The sequence below is a fragment of the Nocardia sp. NPDC003693 genome (assembly GCF_053981095.1).
On record NZ_JBSFNO010000004.1, the window covers coordinates 279,502 to 285,781 of the forward strand.

The 6,280-nt window shown below is 67.9% G+C and carries 5 protein-coding genes; 3 read left to right on the forward strand and 2 right to left on the reverse strand.

What is annotated here, in order from left to right:
• Window positions 1-72 precede the first annotated feature (72 nt).
• On the forward strand, window positions 73-2,121 hold the full coding sequence (locus tag ACWDOP_RS08125; RefSeq protein WP_456344480.1) for a M3 family metallopeptidase: 2,049 nt from the start codon (window positions 73-75) through the stop codon (window positions 2,119-2,121).
• A 39-nt stretch (window positions 2,122-2,160) separates the two neighbouring features.
• Here ACWDOP_RS08125 and ACWDOP_RS08130 read toward each other — a convergent pair whose 3' ends face one another.
• Window positions 2,161-3,318 carry a hypothetical protein gene (locus ACWDOP_RS08130; RefSeq protein WP_456344481.1) on the reverse strand — a complete coding sequence of 386 codons (1,158 nt, stop codon included), beginning with the start codon at window positions 3,316-3,318 and terminating at the stop codon, window positions 2,161-2,163.
• Window positions 3,318-4,253 (reverse strand): metal-dependent hydrolase, encoded by a 936-nt coding sequence (locus ACWDOP_RS08135; protein ID WP_454201349.1) that lies wholly within the window; start codon window positions 4,251-4,253, stop codon window positions 3,318-3,320. The genes ACWDOP_RS08130 and ACWDOP_RS08135 overlap by 1 nt, the downstream gene beginning before the upstream one ends.
• 170 nt (window positions 4,254-4,423) lie before the next feature.
• Between ACWDOP_RS08135 and ACWDOP_RS08140 the strand changes: the two genes are divergently transcribed.
• Together ACWDOP_RS08140 and ACWDOP_RS08145 are read left to right on the forward strand one after the other, a co-directional pair.
• Window positions 4,424-5,044: a TetR/AcrR family transcriptional regulator gene (locus ACWDOP_RS08140; protein WP_454201348.1), complete on the forward strand. Its 621-nt coding sequence runs from the start codon at window positions 4,424-4,426 to the stop codon at window positions 5,042-5,044.
• A 121-nt stretch (window positions 5,045-5,165) separates the two neighbouring features.
• Window positions 5,166-6,161: an alpha/beta hydrolase gene (locus ACWDOP_RS08145; RefSeq protein ID WP_456344482.1), complete on the forward strand. Its 996-nt coding sequence runs from the start codon at window positions 5,166-5,168 to the stop codon at window positions 6,159-6,161.
• Window positions 6,162-6,280 lie beyond the last annotated feature (119 nt).

Consider the following 6,280-nt stretch of genomic DNA (forward strand, 5'->3'; position numbering starts at 1 on the left):
GGTATGGGCGATTACCCCGCCGCCGTTATCACTGTCCCGGCCGCGCCCCACTCGCACCCTAAGGTGGAAACCATGACGATCAACCCGTTCTTCGAGCGCAGCACGCTCCCGTACGAGCTTCCGGATTTCGCGGTGATCGACGAGGAGCACTACCTGCCCGCGTTCGAGCGGGGAATGGCGGTGCAGCTGGTCGAGGTCGCGGCCATCACCCGGACCGAGGACGCGCCCACCTTCGCCAACACGATCGAGGCGCTGGAGCGGTCGGGGGCGGTGCTGACCCGGGTGGCCAACGTGTTCTTCAACCGATCGTCCTCCGACTCGAGCCCGCGTATCGAGGAGATCGAGGCGGAGATCTCGCCGCTGCTGGCCGCGCACCGGGACGCCATCCACCTGGACCCCGAATTGTTCGCGCGGATCGAGGCGCTGTACGCCGAGCGGGACCGGCTCGGGCTGGGGCCCGAGGAAGTACGGCTGATCGAGCAGTATCACCTGCGGTTCGTGCGGGCCGGAGCACGCCTCGACGCCGGGCAGCAGGCTCGGTTGCGGGAGCTGAACGCCGAATTGGCGGCCGCGAGTACCGAATTCGGGCAGAACAACCTGGCCGCCACCAACGCCGCGACGCTCGTCCTGGACAGTGAGGCGGAGCTGGCGGGACTGGGCGCGGCGGCGGTCGCGGCGGCGGCGGAGAACGCGCGGTCGCTCGGGCACGCGGGCAAGTGGGCGCTGAGCCTGCAGAACGTGTCCAACCAGCCGATCCTGGCCGAGCTGGCCGACCCGGGCGTGCGGGAGCGGGTCATGTCGGCGTCGCTGGGGCGCGGGTTCGGGGAGCACGGGGCCAACGCGGGGCTCGCGGTCCGGATGGCCGCCATCCGCGCGGAGCGGGCCGCGCTGCTGGGGTACGGCGACCACGCCTCGTACGCGGTCGCCGACCAGACCGCCAAGACCGCCCCGGCCGTCGAGGAGATGCTGGCGCGGCTGGTCCCGCCGGCGGTTGCCAACGCCGAACGGGAGGCGGGGGACCTGGCCGCGGCCATGCGGGCCGATGCGGACGAGCGGGCCGAGCTGCGGTCGTGGGACTGGCAGTTCTGGTCGGAAAAGGTTCGGGCCGAGCGGTTCTCGGTCGACGCCGAGGCGCTGCGGCCCTACCTCGAACTCGAGCGGGTGCTGTGGGACGGGGTGTTCTTCGCCGCGGGGCTCGCCTACGGCATCACCGTGCGGGAGCGTCCGGACCTGCGCGGATATCACCCGGAGGTCCGGGTTTTCGAGGTGTTCGACGCGGACGGCTCCCCGCTGGGGCTGTTCCTGGGCGACTTCTTCACCCGGCCCTCCAAACGCGGCGGGGCCTGGATGAACGAGCTCGTGAGCCAGTCGCGACTGCTCGACCAGCGCCCTGTCGTGGTGAACAACCTCAACATCGTCAAGCCGCCGGAAGGCGAACCGGCACTGCTGACATGGGACAACGTGCGCACGCTCTTCCACGAGTTCGGGCACGCCCTGCACGGGCTCTTCTCCGACGTCCGGTACCCGTTCTTCTCCGGCACCGAGGTGCCCCGCGACTTCGTCGAGTTCCCGTCGCAGGTCAACGAGATGTGGATGTCGCATCCGACGGTGCTGGTCAACTACGCCCGGCACGTCGAGACCGGTGCTCCGATCCCGGCCGACCTGGTCGAGCGGCTGGCCGCGGCCGAGCGTTTCGGTGAGGGCTTCCGGACCGTCGAATACCTCGCCGCCGCCCTGCTGGACTGGGCGTGGCACCGGCTGCCCGAGGCCGACGCCAAGGCGGGCATCGACGCCGAGACCTTCGAGGAGCAGGCGCTTCGTAAAGCGGGACTGGCGCTTTCGACGATTCCGCCGCGCTACCGCACCGGCTATTTCGCGCACATCTTCGCCGGCGGGTACGGCGCGGGCTACTACTCCTACATCTGGAGCGAGGTGCTGGACGCGGACACCGTCCAGTGGTTCGAGGACGGCGCCGCCACCCTGCGCGAGAAGGGCGAGAGCTTCCGGCGCGAACTGCTCGCGCGCGGCGGCTCGGTCGATCCGCTCGCCGCGTTCGAGACCTTCCGGGGCCGGGCGCCCGAGATCGAGCCCCTACTGGTCCGGCGCGGGCTCACGGTCTGACCGACCGGGCCCGGCACACGGCCGGGCCCGGTCGTACTGTCAAGCCACGCTGGAGCTTTCGGCGTCCGGCGTCGCGGTGACCGCCCCGGGGGTCTGCTCCCGGGGAATCGTCCACACCGCGACGACGGATCCGATGGCCACCACGAAGCAGGCGAGGGTGAACCACAGGTTGCCGATCGGATCGCCGTTGGCGGTCCGGCCGTCGACCGCGTCGAAGAAGTCCGGCAGCGCGGTGATCCAGAAGATCGCGAAGACGACCAGGTACAGCGCGCTGTAGACCTGCACGAAACGGTTGGTGTACGGCGGGATGCCGGACTCGCCGCCGCGCAGAATCCGCCACTGCCGGAACAGGATCGGAATGGCGACGACCGCGATCAGCACCAGCTCCGCCGCGTAGATGACCCCGCGGACCGTGGTGCTGCCCATGCCGAGCACCGTCGCGGGCAGCGGCAGGATGAAGGTGCCCAGCGAGGCCAGCAGCCCGATGACCACTGTGCGCCAGACCAATTGCACGCCGGTGAAGTGCTGACCCGCGTCCACCTGCCGCCCGACGAACCAGCGCACGCAGAATGCCAGCGACATCGGCCACAGCGCGGCGAAGACCACCACGCTCGGCAGCGGCACCGAATCGAAGAACGGCGCGTTGATCGGGTTGTCGAGAGACCATTCCCACCAGCGCAATTGCGGGCCGATGTGATCGAAGATCTCGTAGAACGCGTGGTGCACGAAACCGACGCAGGCCGCGCCCAGGAACGCGCCGTAGCGATGGAAGACCCCGAGCATGCGCACGATCTCGTACGCCACGGTCGCCATGAACGGATAGATGGCGATGATGTAGAGCGGTAGTCGGCCCCACATGAATTCCACCGTGAACACGTTGTGCGCGAACATCGTGTCCACGTGCTCTTCGATGCCGAACGCCGCGGGGAAGTACAGCGGCGGCTCGATGATGAACAGGTACGCGGTGGCGCCGAACCAGAGCACGAGGTTGGTCGGATCGCCGTTGCGGCGCAGGCGAACCACGGCCAGCGCGAGCGCCAGGATCGAGCCGACCACGATGAGCAGCTCCAGCACCGGGAGCGTCCAGTTCTCCAGGTGCAGCGGGCTGCGCAGCTCGAAGAGCCCGCCGGCCTCCTCGCAGGTGAAGCCGAGGGCCTTCGACAGCTCGTCGAAGGTGGGGGTACAGCGATCGGACATCAGCGCACCTCGGACTTGGTGCTATCGGCCGTATACCACTGCGTCACATCGTATCCGGCCTCGTAGCGCTCGAACCACACGTCGGCGAGCGCGGGCAGGGCCTCGTACTTGGGGTTGTGCTTGGGCAGCTGGCTGCGGATGACACCGCGCAGGGCGATGAGCTGCTCGCGCAGGTTCAGGTCGTCGAACGCGCGCGGCATCGGGCCGTTGTCGTGCGCCTCGAGCCACGGCACCACCCGGCGCAGGCGCTGCATGTGGCGGTACGAGGCGAACATGGCCATGGCGTCGACGCCGCGATCCTCCAGCGGCACATGCTTGTTGAAGCCCTCGCAGGCGATGCGGATGACGTCCATGACGTGCTTGAAGATCGACGGCGCCTTGCGCATGCGGTAGACGTCGCTACCGACCAGCGAGTCGAAGATGATGAGCGCGGAACTGCGGTGCTCGACCTCCTCGACGAAGTGCCAGATGAACAGCGAGGACACGCGGTCGTCGCCGGGGGCGAACAGCGTCGAGTCGTTGTCGAGCATGAGCTTGAAGACCGAGGTGAAGGTGGCCTCGAGGTCCGCGGTGTAGGCGAGCCGGTATTCCAGCGGCGTGTTCTTGACCAGCAGGTCGAATTCGCCGACCACCTCGTCGAGGGTTTCCTGCAGGCCCGGCCAGCGCTTGATCAGCCCGCGCACGTGCCCGCGGTGCGCGGTCGAGTGCTGGCCCTCCTGACGCATGAAGGCATCGGCCTCCTCGGCCACTTCGGCGTCGGTGAACTTGGGCTTGGCCTGCAGGATCGTCTTCACGATCATCTTCTCGAAGCCGATGGCCAGGAACGAGACCGCGTTCGCCATGGCGGAGAAGGCCGGGTTCTCCTGATTCCACAGGAACGGCACGTCGTGGTCCTCGAACGCGAAGGTCAGCTTGCGCACTATCAGATCGGTCATTGTCGGCGGTACCTCGTCTTTCCCGACGTGGGCTGGGGCTGCTGGTTCGGCTCGGATGCTCCGAATCAACGCGACCATACACGGAACGTCTCATGTGTATGATAACAATCGGCGCGGCCGAGCAGAATCCCCGACACCGCGAACGGCATCGGCCCTGGTAGCGTCGGGCAGTGGCGAGAAGGCGCGGGTGGGGCGGGAGTCCGCCGGAGAACGACGACGAGGCATCACGCCGAATCGTCGCTGCGGCAGTGGAATTGATCGGCCGCACGGGGGCCGAGATCAGCATCGCCGACGTGGCGGAGTCGCTCGGGGTCATCCGGCAGACCGTGTACCGGTACTTCCCGAGTGCCGCCGCGCTCATGCAGGCTTCGGCGATCGCCTCGGTCAGCGGCTTCCTGGACCGGCTCACCGCGCAGGTGCGCGGCATCTCCGATCCCGCCGAGGCCATGACCGAGGCGATCGTCTTCACCCTCGCCGAAGTGCGCCGCACCCCGCACCTGGGCATCGTGCTCTCGCCAACCTCGGTCAATGCGCACCCCGAGGAGATGACCTCCGAGGCGGCGCAGCAGTTCGGCATGAACATGATCGGTCGCTTCGATGTGGACTGGGAACGTTTCGGCTACGACGAACCGTCGCTGAACGGGTTGGTCGAATTCGCACTGCGCACCATGCAGTCCTTCTTCGTCTCCCCGGGAAATCCACCGCGCACCGATGACGAACTCCGGGTATATCTGCGCCGCTGGGTGGGGACAGCGATCATGGCGCAAATGTCGGAGCGCTCGGTGCAATAGCGCCGCCGCGGTACCCCCGGACTATCGAATTCTGGCGTGTAGTAGACAGATTGGGCTGAGCGACAGCGCAATTCGGTCGGATTCGGTATTTTTACCGGGGGATAACGCAGGAGGTAATCCGGTGGGAACGACAACTCGGAACGGGAAGGCACGCGGCGGCCGGGGGTGGGCGTATCGGGCCGGAACCGTGCTCGCGGCGGGCGTTCTCGTCTCCTCGGCCGGAATCGGCACGGCGGTGGCCGCACCCGCGCACGGACCGGTGCTGCGCACCCCGGCCGGTGGTTACGAGGAACTCTGGGTTCCCTCCAGCATGGGCTCGATCAAGGTGCAGGTGCAGTGGGCCGCGCGCGGCGGCAGTTCGGCGCTGTATCTGCTCGACGGCCTGCGCGCGCCCGGTGACCACAGCCAATGGGTAAGCGACACCGACGCCCTGCGCCAATTCGCGGGCGACAATGTCACCCTGGTTTTCCCGGTCGGCGGCCACTCCAGCTTCTATACCGATTGGCGCCGCCCGAGCAGCACGAACAAGCAGGGCGCCACCTATCGGTGGGAGACGTTCCTGACCAAGGAACTCCCCAATTTCCTGGCGAAGTACGGGGTTTCGCGCACCAATAACGCCATTGTGGGCGCGTCCATGGGCGGTAATGCCGCCCTGATCCTGGCGGCCAATCATCGCGATCAGTTCAAGTTCGCGGGATCGTTCTCCGGATACGTGAATCCGACCTTCCCGGCCTGGAGCGAAGGCATGCGCGCGGCCATGTGGGACGAGGGCCGGTTCAACATGGACGACATGTGGGGCCCGGCCGGTGATCCGGCGTGGGCGCGCAACGACGCCACCGTGCAGGCCGAGCGGCTACGCGGACTGCCGACCTACGTCTGGTCCGGCAACGGCGTGCCCGGGCCCGCGGATCTGCGCTTCGGATTCGGCAACACCATCAACGCCATGGGACTCGAGACCATGACCATGGCCGCGGCCCAGATCTTCCGGGGCCGGGCGAACGCGCTCGGTATCGGCGCGCGGGTGGATATCGGGCAGGGTACACACACCTGGCCGTACTGGCAGCAGGCGCTGGCGACGTCGCGGCCGATGATCCTGGACGCACTGCGTCTGAGCTGATTCGCCCACGCGCGCATCGTCTTTCCTTCGGTGGCGGCCCCGCCGGCGCGGGAGCGCGTCGTCGAGTGCGTGTCGGCCCAGGCGTGTTCGACCCGGGCATCGCGGTCGGTGGAGCCGAA

Coding starts and splice junctions, on each gene's coding strand:
- ACWDOP_RS08130 (WP_456344481.1), bottom strand. CDS start 3,318: ATGTCCGATCGCTGTACCCCCACCTTCGACGAGCTGTCGAAGGCCCTC.
- ACWDOP_RS08125 (WP_456344480.1), top strand. CDS start 73: ATGACGATCAACCCGTTCTTCGAGCGCAGCACGCTCCCGTACGAGCTT.
- ACWDOP_RS08135 (WP_454201349.1), bottom strand. CDS start 4,253: ATGACCGATCTGATAGTGCGCAAGCTGACCTTCGCGTTCGAGGACCAC.